The 19,709-nt window shown below is 43.0% G+C and carries 23 protein-coding genes; 11 read left to right on the plus strand and 12 right to left on the minus strand.

All coding sequences use genetic code 11. The features are described from left to right. Nucleotides 1-294: 294 nt before the first annotated feature. A complete protein-coding gene (locus V7K46_RS29875; protein ID WP_335119730.1) occupies nucleotides 295-996 on the plus strand; it encodes a hypothetical protein in 702 nt (233 codons plus the stop codon). A gap of 8 nt (nucleotides 997-1,004) precedes the next feature. Here the strand turns inward: V7K46_RS29875 and cobO are convergent, their stop codons facing one another. Continuing rightward, on the minus strand, nucleotides 1,005-1,682 hold the full coding sequence (gene cobO / locus V7K46_RS29880) for a cob(I)yrinic acid a,c-diamide adenosyltransferase (protein WP_335119732.1): 678 nt from the start codon (nucleotides 1,680-1,682) through the stop codon (nucleotides 1,005-1,007). A gap of 361 nt (nucleotides 1,683-2,043) precedes the next feature. Further along, the gene (locus V7K46_RS29885) at nucleotides 2,044-2,499 is read right to left on the minus strand and encodes a GFA family protein (protein ID WP_335119734.1); all 456 of its coding nucleotides are present in this window, start codon (nucleotides 2,497-2,499) and stop codon (nucleotides 2,044-2,046) included. Between the two features lie 577 nt (nucleotides 2,500-3,076). Between V7K46_RS29885 and V7K46_RS29890 the strand changes: the two genes are divergently transcribed. Next, complete coding sequence (locus V7K46_RS29890) at nucleotides 3,077-3,613, plus strand: nucleotidyltransferase family protein (RefSeq protein WP_335119736.1); 537 nt, start codon at nucleotides 3,077-3,079, stop codon at nucleotides 3,611-3,613. Nucleotides 3,614-3,713: 100 nt separating this feature from the next. On the opposite strand, the gene V7K46_RS29895 is transcribed toward V7K46_RS29890, so the two are convergent. From V7K46_RS29895 to V7K46_RS29905, 3 genes are all read right to left on the minus strand, one after another. Continuing rightward, a complete protein-coding gene (locus V7K46_RS29895) occupies nucleotides 3,714-4,133 on the minus strand; it encodes a (2Fe-2S) ferredoxin domain-containing protein (protein ID WP_335119738.1) in 420 nt (139 codons plus the stop codon). Nucleotides 4,134-4,629: 496 nt separating this feature from the next. Further along, entirely contained in the window at nucleotides 4,630-6,108 is a 1,479-nt protein-coding gene (locus tag V7K46_RS29900) for an alpha-amylase (protein ID WP_335119740.1), read from the minus strand. A 111-nt stretch (nucleotides 6,109-6,219) separates the two neighbouring features. Further along, nucleotides 6,220-6,846 carry a DUF1003 domain-containing protein gene (locus V7K46_RS29905; RefSeq protein WP_335119742.1) on the minus strand — a complete coding sequence of 209 codons (627 nt, stop codon included), beginning with the start codon at nucleotides 6,844-6,846 and terminating at the stop codon, nucleotides 6,220-6,222. On the opposite strand from V7K46_RS29905, the gene V7K46_RS29910 reads away from it, so the two are divergent. Then, nucleotides 6,838-7,038 carry a hypothetical protein gene (locus tag V7K46_RS29910; RefSeq protein WP_335119744.1) on the plus strand — a complete coding sequence of 67 codons (201 nt, stop codon included), beginning with the start codon at nucleotides 6,838-6,840 and terminating at the stop codon, nucleotides 7,036-7,038. The genes V7K46_RS29905 and V7K46_RS29910 overlap by 9 nt on opposite strands. An 80-nt stretch (nucleotides 7,039-7,118) precedes the next feature. Here V7K46_RS29910 and V7K46_RS29915 read toward each other — a convergent pair whose 3' ends face one another. Further along, nucleotides 7,119-7,472, minus strand: a complete 354-nt coding sequence (locus tag V7K46_RS29915; RefSeq protein ID WP_335119746.1) for a cupin domain-containing protein — start codon at nucleotides 7,470-7,472, stop codon at nucleotides 7,119-7,121. A gap of 81 nt (nucleotides 7,473-7,553) precedes the next feature. On the opposite strand from V7K46_RS29915, the gene V7K46_RS29920 reads away from it, so the two are divergent. The 4 genes from V7K46_RS29920 to V7K46_RS29935 all read left to right on the plus strand — a co-directional run bounded on the left by V7K46_RS29920 (nucleotide 7,554) and on the right by V7K46_RS29935 (nucleotide 10,515). Next, on the plus strand, nucleotides 7,554-8,390 hold the full coding sequence (locus V7K46_RS29920) for a class I SAM-dependent methyltransferase (RefSeq protein WP_335119748.1): 837 nt from the start codon (nucleotides 7,554-7,556) through the stop codon (nucleotides 8,388-8,390). Nucleotides 8,391-8,603: 213 nt separating this feature from the next. Further along, nucleotides 8,604-9,032 (plus strand): KTSC domain-containing protein, encoded by a 429-nt coding sequence (locus tag V7K46_RS29925; RefSeq protein WP_334956896.1) that lies wholly within the window; start codon nucleotides 8,604-8,606, stop codon nucleotides 9,030-9,032. 262 nt (nucleotides 9,033-9,294) lie between these two features. After that, the gene (locus V7K46_RS29930; protein WP_335119750.1) at nucleotides 9,295-9,780 is read left to right on the plus strand and encodes a molybdenum cofactor biosynthesis protein MoaE; all 486 of its coding nucleotides are present in this window, start codon (nucleotides 9,295-9,297) and stop codon (nucleotides 9,778-9,780) included. Between the two features lie 612 nt (nucleotides 9,781-10,392). Further along, nucleotides 10,393-10,515 (plus strand): hypothetical protein, encoded by a 123-nt coding sequence (locus V7K46_RS29935; protein ID WP_335119752.1) that lies wholly within the window; start codon nucleotides 10,393-10,395, stop codon nucleotides 10,513-10,515. Here the strand turns inward: V7K46_RS29935 and V7K46_RS29940 are convergent. Both V7K46_RS29940 and rppA read right to left on the minus strand, forming a co-directional pair. Then, nucleotides 10,512-11,792 (minus strand): sensor histidine kinase, encoded by a 1,281-nt coding sequence (locus V7K46_RS29940; RefSeq protein WP_335119754.1) that lies wholly within the window; start codon nucleotides 11,790-11,792, stop codon nucleotides 10,512-10,514. The two genes, V7K46_RS29935 and V7K46_RS29940, sit on opposite strands and share 4 nt — an antisense overlap. 263 nt (nucleotides 11,793-12,055) lie before the next feature. After that, nucleotides 12,056-12,736 carry a two-component system response regulator RppA gene (gene rppA, locus V7K46_RS29945; RefSeq protein WP_335119757.1) on the minus strand — a complete coding sequence of 227 codons (681 nt, stop codon included), beginning with the start codon at nucleotides 12,734-12,736 and terminating at the stop codon, nucleotides 12,056-12,058. Between the two features lie 211 nt (nucleotides 12,737-12,947). On the opposite strand from rppA, the gene V7K46_RS29950 reads away from it, so the two are divergent. Further along, nucleotides 12,948-13,334 (plus strand): hypothetical protein, encoded by a 387-nt coding sequence (locus V7K46_RS29950; RefSeq protein WP_335119759.1) that lies wholly within the window; start codon nucleotides 12,948-12,950, stop codon nucleotides 13,332-13,334. A gap of 20 nt (nucleotides 13,335-13,354) precedes the next feature. Here V7K46_RS29950 and V7K46_RS29955 read toward each other — a convergent pair whose 3' ends face one another. Both V7K46_RS29955 and V7K46_RS29960 read right to left on the minus strand, forming a co-directional pair. Further along, a complete protein-coding gene (locus V7K46_RS29955; protein WP_335119761.1) occupies nucleotides 13,355-13,582 on the minus strand; it encodes a hypothetical protein in 228 nt (75 codons plus the stop codon). Between the two features lie 219 nt (nucleotides 13,583-13,801). After that, nucleotides 13,802-14,287, minus strand: a complete 486-nt coding sequence (locus tag V7K46_RS29960) for an SRPBCC domain-containing protein (protein ID WP_335119764.1) — start codon at nucleotides 14,285-14,287, stop codon at nucleotides 13,802-13,804. 474 nt (nucleotides 14,288-14,761) lie between these two features. Here V7K46_RS29960 and V7K46_RS29965 point away from each other — a divergent pair, with 474 nt between their 5' ends. From V7K46_RS29965 to V7K46_RS29975, 3 genes are all read left to right on the plus strand, one after another. Continuing rightward, on the plus strand, nucleotides 14,762-15,304 hold the full coding sequence (locus V7K46_RS29965; protein WP_335119767.1) for a hypothetical protein: 543 nt from the start codon (nucleotides 14,762-14,764) through the stop codon (nucleotides 15,302-15,304). Between the two features lie 43 nt (nucleotides 15,305-15,347). Further along, entirely contained in the window at nucleotides 15,348-18,101 is a 2,754-nt protein-coding gene (locus V7K46_RS29970; protein WP_335119770.1) for a cation-translocating P-type ATPase, read from the plus strand. A gap of 508 nt (nucleotides 18,102-18,609) precedes the next feature. After that, nucleotides 18,610-18,930: a hypothetical protein gene (locus tag V7K46_RS29975; RefSeq protein ID WP_273761929.1), complete on the plus strand. Its 321-nt coding sequence runs from the start codon at nucleotides 18,610-18,612 to the stop codon at nucleotides 18,928-18,930. A 54-nt stretch (nucleotides 18,931-18,984) separates the two neighbouring features. On the opposite strand, the gene V7K46_RS29980 is transcribed toward V7K46_RS29975, so the two are convergent. Together V7K46_RS29980 and clpS are read right to left on the minus strand one after the other, a co-directional pair. Then, nucleotides 18,985-19,308 carry a DUF2103 domain-containing protein gene (locus V7K46_RS29980; RefSeq protein WP_335119773.1) on the minus strand — a complete coding sequence of 108 codons (324 nt, stop codon included), beginning with the start codon at nucleotides 19,306-19,308 and terminating at the stop codon, nucleotides 18,985-18,987. 6 nt (nucleotides 19,309-19,314) lie between these two features. Further along, nucleotides 19,315-19,641: an ATP-dependent Clp protease adapter ClpS gene (gene clpS, locus V7K46_RS29985; RefSeq protein ID WP_298907537.1), complete on the minus strand. Its 327-nt coding sequence runs from the start codon at nucleotides 19,639-19,641 to the stop codon at nucleotides 19,315-19,317. Nucleotides 19,642-19,709 lie beyond the last annotated feature (68 nt).

Here is a 19,709-nt window from a genome sequence, read left to right on the forward strand (position 1 = left end):
CCTTGGTGACGCGCCTCTTGAATTCAGGGGGCGATTTTTTTATGCAGTTAATTAAATAAAAATAGGATTTACGCAAAAAACCTCTCAAACTCTCATTCCTCCGTGTACTCTGTGTCTCTGTGGTTCGTTCTTCCATGACCCGTGCGTAAGTCCTGAAAAACTTTAATTTCTAACAGTTTTATTTTTTGGACAATAGTAATATAAGTCGTTAACAAAGTCTTTGACAATTAAAACTTGGTTATGATTTAAGTAAGTTATAGAGAACTTAGTTAGTTTTTTAACAGGAGAAGTAGGGTGCTTAACAACTTTTATCAGTTCTTATCTCCCCGTCAGTGGGGAATTTCTCTCGCAGGCTTAGGCTTACTTCTGGGTTTGGGCTTTATAGGCAAGCAGACTCAAGTACTACCGATTACAGATTCGCCATTATCATCGGCTCAGATTCAGAAAAGCTCCGAAACCTCTCTATTGTCGCAGCTAAGAATAGTTAGAGAGCAGAGAAGTCGGCTAAAAGGGGCTACTGGAGAGAGAGATTTTTTTATACATAAGAGCGGAAAAACCTTCCCCACAACCACAGCATTGGTTCCAGGTTCTCAGGAAGCCACAAAAGGCGCAGAAGTTTTACCAAAAGCGAATTTTCCTGTAAAAGATGGGATTTATCTCTATGGTCAATCCCCAAAACCAAACCAGCTTGGTCAAGGTTACATCATATTTCAAAAGCAGCAGGGCAAGGTAACTGGTGCATTGTATATGCCCGACTCAGAGTTTAATTGTTTTCAGGGTACACTCAACCAGTCAGGAGAGTTGGCGATGACGGTTAATGGTTCGTCAAATCAAGCCAGTTCTACTCAGTCGAATCAGGTAGCTGCAAGCAGTAGACTGCCTCAAGTCAGTGAAGATGAGTTCAGCAATTATCCTTACTCGGTGGCTCTGCAAGACTTTTATCAGTTAAATTCCATTACAGCTAGCGATCGCCGCACATTACAAATGTGTAAATAATCTCCAACTTAATACTCAATTCCTGGTTGCGCCTTAACGCCTTGATCGCGGAAAGGGTGCTTAACTAGGGTCATTTCGGTTACGAGGTCAGCACGCTCAATTAAACCAGCTGGTGCGCCTCTACCTGTGAGAATAACGTGCTTGTTAGCTGGTTTTTCTGCTAAACCCGCTAAAACGTCCTCTAATGGTAAATAAGCCATTTTGAGGGCAATATTAATTTCATCTAACAACACCAAATGGAAGTCTGGGTTGCGAATATATTCTAATGATTTTTGCCAAGCGGCGCTAGCTTTATCGAGGTCGCGATCGCGGTCTTGAGTTTCCCAGGTAAAGCCTTCGCCCATTGCGTGAAATTCTAACTGGTCTTCCCAATAGCTGAAAACCCTTTTTTCAGAAGGTTCCCAGCTTCCTTTGATAAATTGGACGATCGCTACTTTATACCCGTGACCAAGCGATCGTAACACCATCCCCAAAGCCGCAGTAGTTTTACCCTTACCGTTACCAGTATTTACAATAATTAACCCTTTTTCTGGTACAGCTTGTGCTATTCGCTGATCCTGCACTTCCTTACGCCGCTGCATCTTTTTGCGGTACTGTTCATCAGTCAGAGATGAAGACATTACCTCATCAATCAAGCGCCCAATTTCTGGATCTTGGTTTAATTCTTGTGGTGTATCGTTTTTCATTAACCTTGTTTAGAAATAACTGTTAAAACTTTCGACAATGAACTGAAATTATATTTAAAATCTGATTCTAACTAAATCGCATAATTGAATATGTCCAGTAAGATTTTATATAAAAATCTTGATCCTATGTTAGTTTTTTTCACATGATTTGCCGACAAGTATGTAAAACTAATGATATACAAACTGAACTTATAATTCGAGTTGAATATTACTGTTTTAAATAATTTAATATGTTCATTAAAGCACTTTACCAATAGAATTTTCTTATTCTCTCCTTTGTTACAGTCATCAGTTAGACTACGAACTGAGCGCGTTAGCTTAACTATCAGGGGTATGATGTCTGATGTCGAGAATTGTGCGTTTATGGATGCTGTTGTGTCCATTTTTCCCATAAAGGGCGCACATCCTCTGGTTGTCCATCATAGTTGAGCAATTGGTCTGAAATCATCACCCATGATTGGGCACTCCGTGTCCAGATGTTACCCACTGGGCGTAACCAACTTGTATCATCTAACGTTCCGGCTTTGACGTTGATAGTATTTGAATTGTAAGTCCGTTCATGGAACAATCGCGTTCCGCAGTCGCCACAGAACAGGTTATTTACTTCACGTCCGCTATCATTTTTCCGAGTCCAAGCTTTCGGTGTTCCCTGAACAATCACAACAGCATCTCGTGAAACAGTAAGAGACATTCCAAAGGCACTAGAGGATTGTTTCTGACACTCCTTACAGTGGCATAGGTAGAGGGTTAACGGTTGGGCATGAATTTCGTAACGAATCTGCCCACATTGACAACCTCCAGTATATGGAAGACTCACAGGTTTTATCTCCTTACAATTGATCAGGACTTACGCAAGAACTCTCTGAAACTCTTATTCCTACCCTGCGGGAAGCCGCTGCTGCGTCTATGTGTCCAACTCTTGGAGACGCTGCGCGAATGCGTCCAACTCTTGGAGACGCTGCGCGAATGCGGTTCGTTTTATCATGATTTTGCGTAAGTCCTGTTGATATTGCTTGATTGTAGCGAAAGCTATCTCAATCTTGAAGCTGGTTGTAGGAAACACAATCAACTCATAAGCTTCTCCAATGTCGCTTGAACTCCACTTAGGTAAAATCGACTACTTAATAGTACAGCAGGCGCAAAAATCCAACTACCATCTCAATTAGATTGCGTTCTAACCGCGCAAATATATCTTCCATAAATAAAAATTTTAAATTCTAAATTCACAATTTAACCTTCCGTAAAACCCTGTTCTCTTTATACTATGACTACAGAAGTTCTCCTAATAAACCTTGACCCGCTAAGTGTCACAGTAGGTCTATCAAGACCGTAAGCTTAATGAGATGTGAATGATAATATTTTCACCTTCTAGTTGACAATCCCAGGAATTTGATATGAATAGTAACACTCGTCTACAGATGATTTTAGCTGATACACCTATTGATAGAGTATTAAGAGCGATCGCTCAACTAAATCTACCTAACTGGTGGTTAGCCGGGGGTGCAGTCAGAAACACCGTTTGGGCTTCAATTTTTGGCAATGGCTGTGGGTTAGGTATTAAAGATTTTGATATCGCATTCTTTGATATAGAGGGAAACCGTTCCCAAGAACTAGCAGCAAAGGCGACTCTGACAGAACAATTTCCTGATGACGAGTTTGATGTCAAAAATCAAGCTAGTTTTGCTCGTTGGCGTTCTGGTAGCAGACCCTACACTAGTACAGAGGATGGCATCACAGATTGGCTGCACACTGCTACTGCTGTGGGAGTTCGACTAGATGCACAAGGTCAATGGCAATTTTTCACTCCCTACGGGTTGGATGACCTGTTTAGTGGGATTATTCGACCGACGCCAGCACATACTCATAACCAAAATGCCCACAACAAGGCATCTGGGTTTTTACAAAAGTGTCCTTATCTGCGGTTGGCGTAAAAGTTACAATTGGGTTATAGCCAAATATACCTTGCTTAAAGTAGTAATCGCTCAGACATGAATTTTCAAACAACCTTTAAGCGTTAGCAAAGCTGTAAAATCATTCTTTATTCTGTTTGATGCGTGAGTAAAGAAGTTCGCGATCGCTCTGGGGATTTACAATTAAGCATGGACTATTACCAGCACTTCCATTACTAACAATAACGACAGTAATACCCATCCGGGGACAAACGCCTAAACAACTGGTGCTAACAACCCGAAATTCACCCCATAATCCCTCAAACTTTAAACGAGATTTTAACCAATTCTCTAATTCTTCGGAAGCCGTTGAGCCTGACTGCTCGTTTGCACATTGTGAACACACAAGCACCAAACCAGACTCCCATCGGGGAGAAACACTCTTGATAGATGTGTCTAATGGGCGAGAATTTATTAGGGACGATGGTTGCTCAGAATTGGATGAAAACCTCTTGAGAATACGTTGGAGTAATGCTTTAATCCGCTGGAGCAGTTTGTTCATAGATGACTCTACCTATTTATCTGAATAACGTGAACTGAATCAAAAAACCTCTAAGAGGTTTTACTACGCAAATCCGTTCCTCTGTGAGTCCCAAAGGGAGAGACTTAAAATAAAGTTCCAGCAGGGACGGGTTCGTCGAATTCACGTTGAACAGGATAGTGTAAATTTCCCCTTTAGTCTGTTCTGGTAGATCATCTAATTTCAGCAAGAATCAGCGCTTCTGAGCAATTTGCTGCAAGTATGCAATTAGCTGTTTTCCGGCGGTGTCAATGTGTCGTTTCAGTCACCGAACAGCAGCTTTTGTATCCCGCTGACGACAAGCATCTAAGAGTTCGATAGTGTTATTTTTGCGATCGCTCTTGCTAATCCATCTGCACCATTTGCACGCGGACATAGCGATCGCAATTAACGTGTAAAGTTTTAATCAGTACCATTTATCCCACGCTCCCCTTGCGGGTAAGGCGTGGGATGAATACGGATTAAGCTAAAACCCCGACTACGACTGTGGAACCCACACAGAAACTGAACCAGCACTGCATCGAAAATCAGCCCAGCCCTCATCATTCGTTGTCACGGGTTCACTTATATGTTCAGTGATGTCAATGTAAGTGCTGTTGGGTTGCCCAACTTCCATCCACTTAGTCCCCTCTTCCCCATTACTCAGAACAACCGCCATACCACCGGGATGTTCTTCATCTCCTAAGCGTGTCCAGCCGATTGTATTAGCGTGGTCGAAGTAATCGTATTGGTCGCCATAGGCATAGGTTTGACGAGCGTGCAAAAATTTATCAATTATCCATTGATGACTATCGAGCCAAATCTCATACTCATTGCCATCTGGGGCTTTATCCTTGTAATTAGCACCATAGTAATCCGCATAGAAGATACAGGGATAACCCTCACTTCGTAGTAGGATCAACGCATAAGCCAACGGTTTGAACCAGCTTTCTACTACAGACTCCAACGACTGTAAGGGTTGAGAATCATGATTCTCTACTAAGGTGACGGCTAAAGTAGGTTGTTGTTGCACCAAAGTGTTATCAAATATCTGCCGCATGTCGTAGTCACTGCCTTGTGTGCTGGCAGCGCTAAAGTTATAGTGCAATGGCGCATCAAACAACATCACATTCCCATCGGTGATGTCAAGGAAATGGTGGAGCGCTTCAACTTCATAAGACCAATATTCACCAACGGCAAACAGATCGCGACCTGCCTTTTGGCGACAGTGAATCAGCCATTCTGGGAAAAAGCCAGCTCTAACGTGTTTAACGGCATCAAAACGAAAGCCATCTATACCAGTGGTTTCTACAAACCACTCACCCCAGCGATTCAACTCGTCGCGAACTTCTTGACTCTCCATATCTAGATCGCATCCCATGAGATAGTCGAAAGCGCCTTTCTCCAGGTCAACGTTGTCGTCAAAGTGTTTATCTTTGAACAGATAAACTGCGTTCTCACCTTGGTTATAAACGTTGTAATCAACTGCGTCGAAGTGCCACCAGTGCCATTCCATATCGGAGTATTTGCCCTGGCGACCTGGGAAGGTAAAGTGAGTCCACACTTTAATCTTTTGCATTTCACCGATCGCGTGGTTGCGATCGTCTGGACTATAGGGCGTTGCTTCCACCTCTTCTTCTAAGTCTGCACCTAACTTGTGGTTGAGGACAACATCAGCATACACTCGAATGCCAGCAGCTTTTGCAGCCTTGATAGCAGCTATATACTCGTCTTTTGTGCCGTACTTTGTCCGAACCGAGCCTTTCTGGTCAAACTCGCCTAGATCATACATATCGTAGACCCCGTAGCCGACATCGAAGCCACCCCCTGTTCCTTTGTAAGCTGGGGGTAACCAAACAGATGTAACACCTGCATCAGCTAACTCTTGGGCTTTCTCTTTGAACTCATTCCAAAGATTGCCATCTGGAGGGATATACCAATGGAAGTACTGCATCATTACACCATTCAATTGAGCCATCTGTATCCCTCTAGTCAAATATACGATGAACTGTTATTCTCTACACAAAAATTATACTTTAAGTTTTGTTTGATGTTTCTAAATAGAAAAAAAGTCCACTAAAAACTGTGATCAACTCATATTGTTTTCTTCTGTTGATGACAGCTCTTCAGCCAGGTTTTTCTGGAGTGCTTCTAATACTGCGATCGGGTCAGCAGCTTCCTGCATCAATTCAGCTTCCGAATCATGCCGATCGATCACATTAGGTAAATCGCTACGGAGTTCTTCTAACAGAGCAATAATCTTGGCAATTTTTTGCTCGGAGAGTAGGTTAAGTTGTAGCATCAGTTGCGCCCGCTGTTCGGCAAAGTTTTCTTGGCGAGTTTGTCGCACCAGCACTCCGGTTGAAATCACCAATGCAGCTGCGTCTAAGCCTTGACCTGACCAGCTAAACGGGGGCAGATTGAATGGCAAAAAGCCATCAAAAAAACTGCCAAAAATCCACAGAGCCAGTATGACTAGCAAACTATACATAAATGTCGATCGCCCAAAGAATGTCGCGATCGCTTCTAGTATCCGCTGGTGGGCGGGAATATCTCGAACTTCCTGGCTATGAAGTAAACTAATCGCTTCAATATTTTTTGCAATCGGGTCTGGTAATGGAGCCGTGATCACTTGATTTCGAGAAGCTTTCTCTTTGAGTTCGTTAGCACGTGAACTAAAGTATTTGTTGGCTGTGTCGTTTGCCTTGTGAGTCATACTGCAACTCCTGAATCTGGATGTTACTCGATTATTACTTATCTTTTGATGCTGTTGGCAAAGGGTAAATTGTTTTACAACCAAAATGGTGTTGCTACTGCTTTGGGCAGTGGATCACAATTCACAACAATAAATAGAGCGATCGCTTTTGCATTGCTCAATACTGCCCCTACAGAGTGTTATTTTATGTAAGTCTATAGAGGTATCTTCATACAGAATTGGTATAAGAATAATTTTCAGACATCAAATCAGCAACGCCTCACTTTTTACAACTAAAGCGAATCTGCGACAGATGACTCAAACACACCCATTGGCCCAAGCCGAATCGTGAGTATTTCCACATCGGTGATAGCTATGTGGGGCCCTTGTTGGATATGGGCTGGCGTGAACCAAAAAATTCCAGCCGAACAAGTCTTTCCTCCAGTTTCTACAACTCCTTTCATCACATAAACATACTCATCACAAGGATGAGTATGAATAGGAATCATTGTACCCGCCTTCATTGTCAGCAGGTGTATTGAACCCTGCGATCCAGGCTCGGCTAGGGGGAAAAATTTAGCACCAGGAAACTGCTCAATATCTAGCGATCGCTCAAGGTCAGTTTGAATAAAGGTCTGTTGTGACATGTTATTTACCTCTTTGAACACTAAATTAGTTTTCTAGCATTATGTAAATATAAGGCAAAAAACACCGTGTGGAAGATAATTATGAATCAACAACTTGATCTAAATGAATACAAGCAACAAATTGCGGATTTATACAGTTGCAGAGGTCAAACTTATGATCAGGGCGATTGGCATCCTCGAATTGCTTCTCGTCTGGTTGAACATGCACAAATTAGCCAAGGACAGCATGTTTTAGACATTGCAACGGGAACAGGGATGGTGGCGATTGAAGCAGCACAGCTTATCGGTTTTGCAGGTCGAGTTGTTGGAGTGGACATTTCAACTGGGATGCTTGAACAGGCAAAACGCAAGATTGAGGCGTTGGGGCTGAATAATATTGAGATCATACTCGCGGATGCTGAGAAACTGAACTTTCCAGCCAACAGTTTTGATGTTATCCTATGTTCCTCAGCCCTGATTTGGATGGCTGATGTTCCTGCGGCATTATGCCATTGGCATCAATTGCTCAAACCTGGTGGGCTAATTGGCTTTCATGCATTCGCAGACACCGCTTTTGTGGGAGGGGTAACTATGCAAAAAGTCGCTCAAAAGTATGGCGTTTCACTTGCATTCAGTAAACCGACAGGCACTATTGAAAAGTGCCATGACCTACTAAAAACAGCAGGGTTTGAGGCGATTGAAATTAAGTCTGAGCAAGACGGTAGTTATATTAGCCTACAACAGGCAAAGCAGATGTGGTCTGGAGGTTCTCATCCAGCACCTGGACAATTTCCACATCCCATGAAGCAACTTTCATCTGGGCAGTTGGAGAAACTTGAGGCGGAATTTGAAGCAGAATTGGCAGTATTAGTGACGCAAGAAGGCATTTGGAACGATATCACAACTTTTTATACCTTTGGTCGCAAGCCAATAGACTAATACACGTGAGTTTGATTAACCTCTCCCTGATTTGAACTTTAGTTGAAATCTTTCCCTCTCTGAGTCGGCTATCGTGTACACACCTAAAATTATCGCTTAGTGAAAAAACTTGACAGCAAAGTGCTTTTATAGTATATTTGTACTATAAAAGCACTTAAGTGTTGCATAAAACTTTAACACTCCCGACTACGCAAACAGGACAACACAAAATAAATGAAGCTATCTAAGGTAGACTTGAGCAGTTTAGTAGCGATCGCTCACTCTGATGGATACTTGCAGTTGTTGCTTGATCGAGGCGACGAACTGGAGTTTTTAGAAATTCCGGCACCGATACAAGCTTATGAAGGATTGCAAGAACTGAACGAGGTTATCACTGAAACGACTGCACTACCCTTTGAAGAAGAACCAATTGTCATGCTACCAGTTGTCTCTTCAATGGCTATGGCTGTAGGCTACGATCGCAACGAACATATTTTGCAAGTTGAGTTTCAAAGTGGATCTGTTTATCAGTACTTAGGCGTAGACGAGGATACTTGGGAAGATTTACATTCCTCTGACTCAGTTGGCAGCTTTTTCAATCAAGAGATTAAAGGTAGATATGACTGCGATCGTCTAGATAATGCAGATTATACTATTGACTAATAATTGGATATAGGGTTTTCAATAATTCTTGTGTTGTCTAGGCTTTGGGTAAAAAGGCTTGGAATTCATTAAGTAAAGCAACTAGTGTTGGGCATGGCTACCAATATCTCAAATGTCCATCACATAGGCTTTTGTGGGTAATACCTACCTGACGATTTGTGGTCTAATCTATTTGCAAAGTATTAGCAAGAGCAACTAAATATATACCAGTAGCGTTTTGTTCAGAGACAATAGAAAAAGCCTACATAGTATCAACGCAATTATGACGACTACACTTGCTTCTGCTGTTAAACCAAGAGCCGAAGATAGTTTTGCCATTAGCTTTGCACCATTGTCTGTTGAAGAAATCTATGCCAAGTCTGACGATCCAGCCAACGGTGCTGTGGTTATGATGAGTGGCGTGGTTCGCAATCAAACTGATGGTAAACCTGTAATTGCTCTGGAGTATCAAGCTTATGAACCGATGGCATTGCGGATATTTTATCAAATTGCTGCTGATATTCGCTTATCTACGTCTGATGTGAATCGGGTAGTGATTCATCATCGCACCGGACGTTTGCAAGTTGGAGAAATTAGCGTTTTAGTCGCGGTGGGTTGTCCTCATCGGAGTGAGGCGTTTGAAGCTTGCCAGTATGCTATTGATACTCTTAAACACCAAGCACCCATTTGGAAAAAAGAACATTGGGAAGATGGTTCTAGCACCTGGGTGAGTATTGGCGCTTGTGAAACATCAGCAGAAAATTGTTAAAATTTCTGAGCTATTGTCTTCAAACAAGTGCAATCTCTTGAACACGCAGCAATTCATCCAGCAATTAGCGAAGCATGATCTGTGCTGCGCTAGTTGCTGGATGACCTTCTTTAACCTACGTTTATGGGAGATGCCCCATTCGTAGATCCATTTGCAGATAAAAGCTGGGCAGAATCGCTTGGCTTAGGATTGGTGAGTTTTGAATTGTCCGTTAAGCGTCGCCTATTGTTCTTGCGCCGCGCACCACCCGCCATCTCGTATTATATGAAGTATTTGGAGCAATTACTTATACAATTGCTCCAAACGCTTAAACATTTATTATCAATGCTCTTGCATTAGCTGCAAAGTATAAAGCATTTGGAGCAATTACTTATACAATTGCTGCAAACGCTTAAACATTTATTATTAATGCTCTTGCATTAGCTGTAAAGTATGAAGTATTTGGAGCAATTACTTATATAATTGCTCCAAACGCTTAAACATTTATTATCAATGATCTTGAATTAGCTGCAAACGTTCAAATTTTGACAACCAGCGTTTGAATTTTAGCAATAACTGTTTGGTTAGTAGTTAGTGATCATGTGTTGAAAAAACTGAATGTGAAGCGATTTTGTGCAGCATTCTGGCAGACATGACACTGCGATCGCCACTACTATTCAATGTGAGAATCTTGTCAGCGATCGCAGATTCTCTTTTAGAGATAGTACTATAGTCGTCGGTGAAAAGGTGATTTAAGAATGGCTCCTAAGCGGTAATTTTATCTGGAACGTCGAGCCTTTACCTTCATTGCTCATTACATAAATGTGACCGCCATGAGCCTGGACAATTTGTTGAGCGATCGCCAATCCTAACCCAAATCCGCCGTTTTCTCTTGCCCGTTCTGTATCAACTCGGTAGAAGCGATCGAAAATGTGAGGTAAATCTGCCTCTGGAATGCCAATTCCGGTATCGATCACCTGAATCACGACTCGATCTGAGTGAGGTTCTAAGCGTAACCAGACTGTTCCCCCAGACGGAGTATATTTGCAGGCGTTGTTGAGCAAGTTTTCGACTACTTGGCGTAGCAAATCGGGGTCAGCCCACAACTCAATTTGTTGTTCTGGTAAATGGCTGATCAACTTGAGCGACCCTTTTGCAGCAACAGTAGTGTAATGAACAACTAAATTCTCCAGCAAGCTATTCAGATTTACCTTTTTGAGAGATTCTGGAGTTAATTGTCCTTGATGCCGAGCCAACAGCAGTAGGTTATTAACTAAGGTACTCATCAACTTGGCGCTATCGATGATATTCTCTAGTGAGGGATGAATCTGGGGACGGTCTGCCGCCATTAATAGCCCGACTTGGGCATTGGTTAAAATCGCAGACAGGGGCGATCGCAACTCATGAGAAGCATCTGATGTAAAGCGTTGCAATTGATTATAGGCTTGTTGAACAGGCTGCATGGCTATGCCACCGAGTACCCAACCTGTAAGTCCAATTAATCCCAGCGCTACAGGTACAGCCAGCGTCAATATTAACTGAAATTGTCTGAGATCGTTTTGAGTTTCTGTTAGCGGGATAGCAACTTGCAGATAACCGATGACGGAATTTCCTCCTTGAACAGGCAGCGTGACTTGACGTAGCCAAAGCAGTTTGTCTGTAAATGGGTCAACAGACTGAATCGTGAGAAAACCAGATGCCGTTTGTAACTGTTCTGGAGGTGGACTACCAAAAAACCGCTTGAGTTTACCATTTGGGTCATACCAGCGAACATAGACTAGTTCAATATCAGCGGGATGAGAACCACTACCCAATAGTGGTATATTGCTCAGATCGACTTGTTTGTGTCCCTGGTGTAGTCGATATTGCGAACTGGCTGCCATTAACTCTGCTCTTTTATAAAGCAGTTGATCTAATGCTTTGAGCTTGTCTTTAACCTCAAGGTGATAAATTACCCCAGCAAAGAGAATGAGAATGCACCCCATTGAAAGGGTAAACCAACGAGCTAAGTTACGACGACTGCGGTTAAACACAACTTATGCTAATTCGTAATTCTAATAGCGGTTCCCATTCAGATGCGGTACAACATTATATCGCCAGGTGTAGGGGCACGGCAGTGCCCATTGGTGTCAACTTAAGCAAAAACATCCTTTAAAACCTCGTTTCCAGCCAGAGGCTGGAAATGCTCTTTCATTGCGGTGCCGCTAGTTTTGAGGCGGAGCCTCTCATTAGGCATTCCCAGTCAGAGACTGGGAACGAGACAAAGAAGAATTCTCTAAGCCAGAATTGTTAAATCTCAAGATGGTTCTGGAGGGTTGAGGCGATAGCCCATACCATAGACGGTTTCAATCCAATCATCTGCTGCTAATATTTGCAAACGTTGGCGAAGTTTACGAACTAGAACGGTGATTGCATTGCTCTCTGGCTCTGTACCCCACTCCCATACAGCTTGCTCAATCTGGTTACGAGTGAGGATTTGGCGGGGATGACGCATGAAGTATTCTAGCAACTGAAATTCCTGGCTAGAAAGGGAGACAGTTGCTCCAAGTCGCTCCAAAATCAGCGTGTCGAGATGAAGTTCGAGGTCTGCCAAGCGGAGGGTGTCTCCTTGCCAGAGGGGCGATCGCCTCCCCAATGCCCGCACCCGTGCCATAAACTCCATAATATCAATTGGTTTGACTAGGTAATCATCTGCTCCTGCATCTAATCCAGTTATTTTATCAGGTGTGGTATCTTTGGCTGTAATCATTAAGACGGGAGCGGTTTTTCCGGCAGCCCGATATTGTTGACACAGACTTACCCCACTAATCCGAGGTAACATCCAATCCAAAATCAACAAGTCATATTCTTTTTCAGCCAAAAGCCATTGAGCGGTTTCACCATCCTTGACACCATCAACGTTGTGTCCAGCCTGTGAGAGAACCGTTTGCAGCGGCATTAATTGCTTCGGATCATCCTCGACCAGTAAGATTCTCATCACCTTTGTGCAATTGAGCTTATTAATAATAATGCATTGAAGCAACGTGAACTTCTTTCATCAGTCAGAATGAATGTGTGATTACAACAGAATTCAAGTATTTGAACCACATCTGTCGTAAGGGCACAGGAATGCTGTGCCCCTACCGCGTGGTATATTTACCTAAAAATAGCTGTAAGTATAACTTGGCAAAATCAGAGGCAAGTATAGTGTGTGGCGGATTAGCAAAAGTTGGCTGCGAGGACTGGGATTAGAGTTTTGGTTGCCTCTACCACTGGTAGCGGTTGCGTTTTGGCTTGGCTGTAGTTTCCTAGCTGCCCAAGAGTTAAGCCGACCCAATTCTACGCAAAATAAACTTCAGTCAGATACCCAACTCGAAGCACGGATATCAGTCAATGTATTGCTCATTAACGCCGCCGTCAATCGAACTAAGAAAATTACCCAGGTTGAAGTAGAAACAGCAGATCCCATCCTGAAGCGATTGGAATTAGAACTGCCAACAATAGAATTCAACCAAATAGAAGCAACAATTACCCAAGAATTAGGTCTACCCCGTCAGGATGTTAGAAAGTTAGTACGCTATGAATTTGTGGAATAACATCCCAACCTACATCAGTTTTAGTTTTTAGCCTTAACTGAACTGTATTGAATTATAGGTGGTTGCCCGAATTCAATCAACGACTGCCCGAATTCAATCAACGACTGCCCAAATTCAATAAACGACTGCCCGAATTCAATCAACGACTGCCCGAATTCAATTAACGACTGCCCGAATTCAATCAACGACTGCCCGAATTCAATCAACGACTGCCCGAATTCAATAAACAACTGCCCGAATTCAATCAACGACTGCCCGAATTTAATATAGGAACTTAGTAAACTTGCTTTTATTAAACACGAAAGCGTTCACAATAATTGAACTGATACAAAGCGATTTTTACTTTTCCTTATATAGTGAAGCTTTTAAAGTTATTATCCAACTTTTTTATCTCATAACAGCAAAAGGCAAGAGCGTTATAGAAGATTAAAGTGTACGGAATTTTGTTCAAAAATAAAATAGGAGTCTTATAGAAACTTTCTTACCTCCTGCCTCTTATCTTCAATGCGTTCTGCCTTGGTTTTCAATGTTTGGTTCATGGCTTCAAACCCTTGGCGAATGTCGATATTTAATCGACGAGCCAGCAGAGGCACTAGTAAGCCGTGGAAAGATTCTTGCTGAATGAATCGAACGCGTGGGCGTAGCCCGTCGTAGACATCGCTTGCCAACGGCTCAATGATAAAGCTGTGTTCACCATCAAATAGCCCTGGGATTAAAAAATGTCCTAACCAGCGCAATTTGCGATTGGGTTCTACCGTCAGCACTGTAGGTCGAAAGGTCATGCCATCTGTACCCGGAGGTTGAAACTGAACGGTAAGCTTTGCCCCCTCACTCAGCGAGCCACTAATTTGACGAATAAACAAATTCCAATGTGGAAAACTGGCAAAGTCTGTGAGTAAGTTCCAAACCTGCTCATCGGATGCCTGAATTTCGATTTCAGTGTATATCTTCATGGACATACCGCTACCAAAATCTTCTTAAAGCTCATATACACCTCAAACAATCTACCTCATTCAAATGCTTTGTCTTTTAGTTTGAGGGATAAATGTGATTCAAAAGTGAAATCTGAGTAGAGTCAACAATTTAACAAAGTTTAGGGGTTTAATTTCCCTGCCTCTATAGACAACACGAATTGAATGTGAATCTTAAAATCCCTGTTAAAAAACATAATTGTGTGAGCGCAACGCTTACAAACGTCATTGCAAATTGGTTTAATCACTTTTCGTTCACATTCATCAGTAATCCTGGAATACAAGGGTCTGAGGGAACTATATAGTAAATCTGATAAATTTTATTGCTCTTGTTTATGGCAATGGTTCTAACTCCACGATTCTTGCTCACATTGCAAACTATAGTTCCTTACTACTTCGAGATTGCTAACGCTGAGTTTTAAACTTACTTATTTTTAAAGGAGATGTTGCGCTCAAATGAATTTTAGTCTAGTTAAACATGGTATCGGCATCATTTCTACCCGTGAGGCTGCAACACAGGTAGTTGATGAACTCAGAGCAATTGACTTTCCGATGCAGAAAATTTCTGTGTTCGCTACAGACTCTGAACCCGAAAAGTTGCACGAGGATACTAATGCAGATAAACATCCCATAACTCCGATCGAAGGTGCCAAAGCAGGCGCAATTACAGGAGGAACAACCGGAGGATTCTTGGCACTCACAGCTGGACTTGGCGTATTAGTTATTCCCGGTTTCGGGCCGGCGTTAGCGGTTGAATCTGTGCTGGCGACGCTGCTGGCGGGTGGAGGAAGTGCAATCTTTGGCAGTGTATATGGTGCATTTCAAGGTTGGTTTGCTCCCGAAAGGCAAGTTAGACTTTATCACCCATCCACATCCCCAGAAGAATTTTTGGTGAAGGTAGAGGGAACAGTGGATGAAATCCGGCAAGTAGAATCGATTCTCCGTTACTGGGGTGTGCGAGAGTGGCATGTTTATGAACTTAGCAAAAGATTTTCATAAATAACGCTTTCAAGAAAACGGTTACTTTAATTTGGAGACGGAGATGGCAACAAATACGATCGCAAAAAATTCTTTTCCCCAGACAACAAAAGATTTACTCAACTATGAATGGCATACTCTCGCTGAACAACAGATTGTAAAAACGTTAGCCAGCCATCCAGAAGCAGGTTTGACCGATGAAGAAGCTGCCACGCGGCATCAACAGATGGGTGCAAATCAACTGACTGGTAAAGATGGAAAAAGTCCTTGGCTACGATTTCTAGAGCAATTTAATCAACCACTGCTGTATATTTTGCTAACGGCGGGAGTGGTGACGCTGCTGCTGCAAGATTGGATAGATGCAGGCGTAATTTTTGCTGTCACATTGATTAATGTCATAATTGGCTACATTCAAGAATCGAAAGCAGAAGGGGCGATCGCTGCTCTATCCAAAGCTGTCACTACCGAAGCAACTGTGATTCGCAATGGTCAAAAAACTCGTCTAGCTTCGACTGAGCTTGTTCCGGGTGACTTGGTACTGCTGGCATCTGGGGATAAAGTGCCTGCGGATCTACGGTTGTTAAGTGTGCGTGGATTGCAAGTTGACGAGTCTGCCTTAACAGGCGAATCCGTTCCGGTGGAGAAAGCAACCCAATTATTGGATGTCGAGACACCATTAGCCGAACGAAGCAATATGGCATATACAGGAAGTTTCGTCACCTTTGGACAAGGAGAAGGAATTGTAGTGGCGATCGCAGATGCCACGGAAACGGGTCGAATTTCGCAGTTAATTCAAGGCAGCACCGGGTTGAAAACACCGCTGACGCGCAAAATCGACAAGTTCAGTAAAACCTTACTTTACGTCATCTTAGGGTTGGCAGCCCTGACATTTGCAGTCGGATTAGGACAGGGCGGATCTTTGATTAATGTTTTCAAAGCAAGTGTAGCTCTGGTTGTCAGCGCGATTCCAGAAGGATTACCTGCGATCGTCACAGTCACTTTGGCAATCGGCGTTTCCCGAATGGCACGGCGTCACGCGATTATTCGCAAGCTACCTGCTGTTGAAGCTTTGGGAAGTACAACTGTTATCTGTTCTGACAAAACTGGGACGTTGACGGAGAATCAGATGACGGTTCAGGCGATTTATGCGGGTAAGCAAAAATATAGTGTCAATGGGATTGGTTACGCTCCAGACGGGGAAATTTTGATGGATCAAAAATCTGTTGATCCCCATGCAGATAGACATGTTGCTCTCCGAGAATGCCTAGAAGCGGGACTACTCTGCAATGATTCTCACATTGAATGGCGAGACGGACAGTGGAGCGTAGTAGGAACCCCAACCGAGGGAGCATTGATTGTAGTCGCTGATAAAGCGGGGTTAACCCAAGCTATCCTTGAGCAGGAGATGCCCAGGATAGACACCATTCCCTTTGAATCGCAATATCAGTACATGGCAACTTTGCATGAATTGGATGCAAAATCAGGGGTGAATGTTATTTATATCAAAGGTTCTGTAGAGGCGGTTCTCAAGCGGGCAGAGCAAATGCTCGATCCCCAAGGACAGCTTACTCCTGTCAATCCTGCCGCAGTAGAACAAGAAGTTGAACGCATGGCAGAGCAGGGGTTACGGGTACTTGCATTTGCCAGAAAAGAAGTGGCAGCAAATCGACAATCTTTGGATCACACTGATATTGAGGATTCGCTGGTGTTGCTGGGACTCCAAGGGATGATTGATCCACCGCGCCAAGAAGCGATCGCCGCCATCCGTGCCTGTCAAGAGGCAGGAATTAAGGTGAAGATGATCACTGGTGACCATGCACTAACAGCATTTGCGATCGCCCGCCAGATCGGAATTTGCTCGGCACAAGAACAGGTATTCACTGGAGGGCAATTAGCTCAGATGGATGAGCAGGAACTAGCGCAAGCAGCTGAACAAAGCATGGTATTTGCGCGAGTTGCTCCAGAACAAAAGTTGCGTTTGGTGAAAGCCTTGCAGTCGAAGGGTGAAATTGTCGCGATGACTGGAGATGGAGTAAACGATGCTCCAGCTCTCAAGCAAGCAGATATTGGTGTAGCGATGGGCATAGCAGGATCAGACGTTGCCAAAGAATCAGCTGATATGCTCCTGACTGATGACAATTTTGCCTCAATTGAAGCTGCTGTGGAAGAAGGGCGTGCCGTTTACCGAAACTTGCGGAAGGCGATCGCTTTCATGCTACCGATCAACGTTGGAGAATCCATGACAATTTTGATTGGCATCCTCCTATCAACTGTTCTTCCGATATTGCCGATCCAAATTCTCTGGCTCAACATGGTCAGTTCAGTAGCGTTGATTGCTCCCCTCGCTTTTGAGCCAAAATCTGGACAGGTGATGCAACAACCACCACGTAACCCCAATGAAAAGCTCTTATCAGGTAGTTTAGTTCAGCGGATCGTGGCGATTTCTGTCTTTAATTGGCTGGTGATTTTTGGGATGTTCCAATGGGTACTGCAAACTACGGGTAATGAAGCATTGGCTCGAACGATGGCAATTAATGGACTGGTAGCAGCAGAAGTTTTTTACCTCCTAAGTATCACCCAGTTTCTCCCCTCTGTGTTTGCGAGAATTCAAGGAAAAAGCACATCAGTCGCTTATGCTCCCGCGATCGGAATTGTGGGTGTGGTGATTTTACAATGTTTGTTCAGTCAGTGGGGCATGATGAATCAAGTGTTTGACACAACACCTTTGACGTTTATCCAAGCACTCATTTGTATAGGTGTAGGTTTCCCAGTGGTGCTGATAGCTCTCATCTTGCAACGCTTCGATCCCCTTAATTAGGAGTAGTGCTAGAGAAGACACTGTTGGCGAAATATTTCTTCACATTGGACAGCGATAAAACCAAGCATTCTGGAAGATAGTAAATCTCAATGTCGCAGTTTTGTTTGTTGTCAATGAGAAACTGTCAACAATTTGTTTTATTTCTTCAATAAATCGACTCAGGGCTTTTTCTGCTGTTTTATAATCAGAAGCCTGCCGACCTACTTTAGTTAAAATAAGATGCAATTCTCAGCGTCAATGGCTACTAGAACCGGATTAGAAGCTCTGGAATTGTTAGCAGTGCCATCGCTTGTTGAACCGCAGAATTGATATTTCCTGCTTCAATCTGCGATCGCCTGCTTAACAAAAATATTTAATTTTTATTAAAAATAAGATTTACAAAAAAACGATTTTTGTTGCATTTATTTACAGATGCATGACTCTATTGAGGTTTGTAAATAATTTGTATTTCTGCAAGGAATATTCCTTTAGACTGAATTTCAACTGAAAAATGTGGGGATAAACACAAATGCATTCGTTAAATATATTTTGTCACGAATTTGTAGTTGCTGTTTCCTTTGTAGCTTGCATTATTGGACTGATATTACTGTGGGACGGCAAGCAGCAAAAAAATGATATAGAAGAAACAGAGCGGATTCTGTTTAGAATGAGCTTTACTTATTGGCTAGTTTACTGTGTAGCCTTTGGCATAGAGAAGATAGTTTTACCCGACTGGGAATCTATACTCATGACTTTGAGAATAACTACGGCTCTGTCATATTTCTTAACTTTTTCTTGCATTGTTAGTCTGCCACTACACAAATTTGCAGTCCACCGGGTTGAGGAATAGTTATTGGGGATTAGGCATTGGTCATTAGCTTTGCACAAATGACAAATGACATGATTAAGATTTCATCGCGATCGCTAATGCCGTTTCCAATTCTGACTGCGCCAAAGAAGTCAAAATAAACACCTCTTGTACCGTCTTCCCCTGCCGTGCGATTACTTTATAGCCGCCGCGAATTGGTACTGAGATCCGCAGTTGCATTTTTGGGCAATGACCTTTTGACCGCCCAATCACTCCCGGCGTCACAGTTTGGATGCCATCCATCTGACAAAGACGTTCTAAAATTGGGATAAGACCAGAAAGGTGTGTCGAGTGATTCCAAACTAGTCTGCCAGCTTTTTGCGAAGCCGTCTGGAGGGGATTTACGGTGGGTTTGCCCATGATGATTTAAGCTGCTTCTAGAGGTGCCATTGTCAAACCTGCTCGGCGCAGCTGCTGGTGATAAAGTTCCGCAGGTTCTTGGGGACCGACCCAGACGATCGCTTGACCTTCATAGTGTACCTGATTAGTCAAATCCCACGCGCGATCGCCACTCATTCCGGGAATATATTTCATCAAACATTCACTCACATGTTGGAATGTATTAAAATCATCATTTAATACAATCACTTTGTAATTCGGATAAGTCTTACGGGTAACTTGATTAGACCGTTCAGGAGCTATAGTTGGTGCTGTGGCCATCCCGTAAACATCTGCTGAAAGTGTCGTAACCATAAAACAATTGGTCAAGATAATTTTACAAAACTAAACTACAAATAACTAGTTTAGTCCATTGTCTGGGG

The sequence above is a fragment of the Nostoc sp. genome (genome assembly GCF_036917395.1).
Classification (GTDB): domain Bacteria; phylum Cyanobacteriota; class Cyanobacteriia; order Cyanobacteriales; family Nostocaceae; genus Nostoc.

What these genes read in the sequence shown, in the direction of transcription:
- cobO (WP_335119732.1), bottom strand. Translation starts at nt 1,682, where the DNA reads ATGAAAAACGATACACCACAAGAATTAAACCAAGATCCAGAAATTGGG.
- V7K46_RS29890 (WP_335119736.1), top strand. Translation starts at nt 3,077, where the DNA reads ATGAATAGTAACACTCGTCTACAGATGATTTTAGCTGATACACCTATT.
- V7K46_RS29895 (WP_335119738.1), bottom strand. Translation starts at nt 4,133, where the DNA reads ATGAACAAACTGCTCCAGCGGATTAAAGCATTACTCCAACGTATTCTC.
- V7K46_RS29900 (WP_335119740.1), bottom strand. Translation starts at nt 6,108, where the DNA reads ATGGCTCAATTGAATGGTGTAATGATGCAGTACTTCCATTGGTATATC.
- V7K46_RS29905 (WP_335119742.1), bottom strand. Translation starts at nt 6,846, where the DNA reads ATGACTCACAAGGCAAACGACACAGCCAACAAATACTTTAGTTCACGT.
- V7K46_RS29915 (WP_335119746.1), bottom strand. Translation starts at nt 7,472, where the DNA reads ATGTCACAACAGACCTTTATTCAAACTGACCTTGAGCGATCGCTAGAT.
- V7K46_RS29920 (WP_335119748.1), top strand. Translation starts at nt 7,554, where the DNA reads ATGAATCAACAACTTGATCTAAATGAATACAAGCAACAAATTGCGGAT.
- V7K46_RS29925 (WP_334956896.1), top strand. Translation starts at nt 8,604, where the DNA reads ATGAAGCTATCTAAGGTAGACTTGAGCAGTTTAGTAGCGATCGCTCAC.
- V7K46_RS29930 (WP_335119750.1), top strand. Translation starts at nt 9,295, where the DNA reads ATGACGACTACACTTGCTTCTGCTGTTAAACCAAGAGCCGAAGATAGT.
- rppA (WP_335119757.1), bottom strand. Translation starts at nt 12,736, where the DNA reads ATGAGAATCTTACTGGTCGAGGATGATCCGAAGCAATTAATGCCGCTG.
- V7K46_RS29960 (WP_335119764.1), bottom strand. Translation starts at nt 14,287, where the DNA reads ATGAAGATATACACTGAAATCGAAATTCAGGCATCCGATGAGCAGGTT.
- V7K46_RS29965 (WP_335119767.1), top strand. Translation starts at nt 14,762, where the DNA reads ATGAATTTTAGTCTAGTTAAACATGGTATCGGCATCATTTCTACCCGT.
- V7K46_RS29970 (WP_335119770.1), top strand. Translation starts at nt 15,348, where the DNA reads ATGGCAACAAATACGATCGCAAAAAATTCTTTTCCCCAGACAACAAAA.
- V7K46_RS29975 (WP_273761929.1), top strand. Translation starts at nt 18,610, where the DNA reads ATGCATTCGTTAAATATATTTTGTCACGAATTTGTAGTTGCTGTTTCC.
- V7K46_RS29980 (WP_335119773.1), bottom strand. Translation starts at nt 19,308, where the DNA reads ATGGGCAAACCCACCGTAAATCCCCTCCAGACGGCTTCGCAAAAAGCT.
- clpS (WP_298907537.1), bottom strand. Translation starts at nt 19,641, where the DNA reads ATGGTTACGACACTTTCAGCAGATGTTTACGGGATGGCCACAGCACCA.